This is a genomic window from Bizionia saleffrena, assembly GCF_008086175.1.
GTDB lineage: Bacteria > Bacteroidota > Bacteroidia > Flavobacteriales > Flavobacteriaceae > Bizionia > Bizionia saleffrena.
Genome location: NZ_VSKM01000060.1, coordinates 1 through 635, shown reverse-complemented (window position 1 = coordinate 635; position 635 = coordinate 1). Strand labels below are relative to the sequence as shown.

General features: G+C 35.3%; 1 protein-coding gene. It reads left to right on the top strand.

Translation table 11 applies throughout. The features are described from left to right. The coding region (locus ES676_RS14595; RefSeq protein ID WP_246130381.1) for an ISAon1 family transposase N-terminal region protein at positions 1–351 on the top strand (351 nt) is incomplete at its 5' end. Positions 352–635 lie beyond the last annotated feature (284 nt).

Here is a 635-nt window from a genome sequence, read left to right as displayed (position 1 = left end):
GACAATTATCTTGAATTACTCAAACTTATTCTTCCTGAATTTTTAATTAATCATTTCGATCTAATAAAAAATACTAAAAATGGTGATGTAATGCATCTTTATTTTGAAGAGCGCAATGTGGTTCCTAAAGAAGAGAAATCCAAAATCCTTATTGCCCACGGTTTTCACAAAGAAGTTACTATTCAAGACTTCCCTCTACGAGGTAATACTGTATATCTCCATGTAAAACGGTGTAGGTGGCTAGATAAGAACAGTAAGGAACTTGTTCAACGCGATTGGAATTTAGTAGCACAGGGAACACGTATGACCAACGAGTTTGCTGCTTTTTTAAAAGAAATTAGTCAATACTAAGGCCTCGGACTGCCATACCATAGGCGGTTTTTATAACGTTAATGGTAAAAAACTCAGTAGACAATACAGAGAGCACTTAAGTAATTTTAAAGTTTGGAAACAAAGAAAACACGCTAAACAGTGGCTTATTTTTCCTGAAAACATAGGACCCCACTTATCTATTGACGAAACAGCATTATCCAAAGGGGGAACTCTATACCATTATTACCAACAAAAAAGCAAAAGGGAAGAAAGGAGCAATAGTAGCTATATTTTCAGGCACTAAAGTCGAACCTATTGTAGAG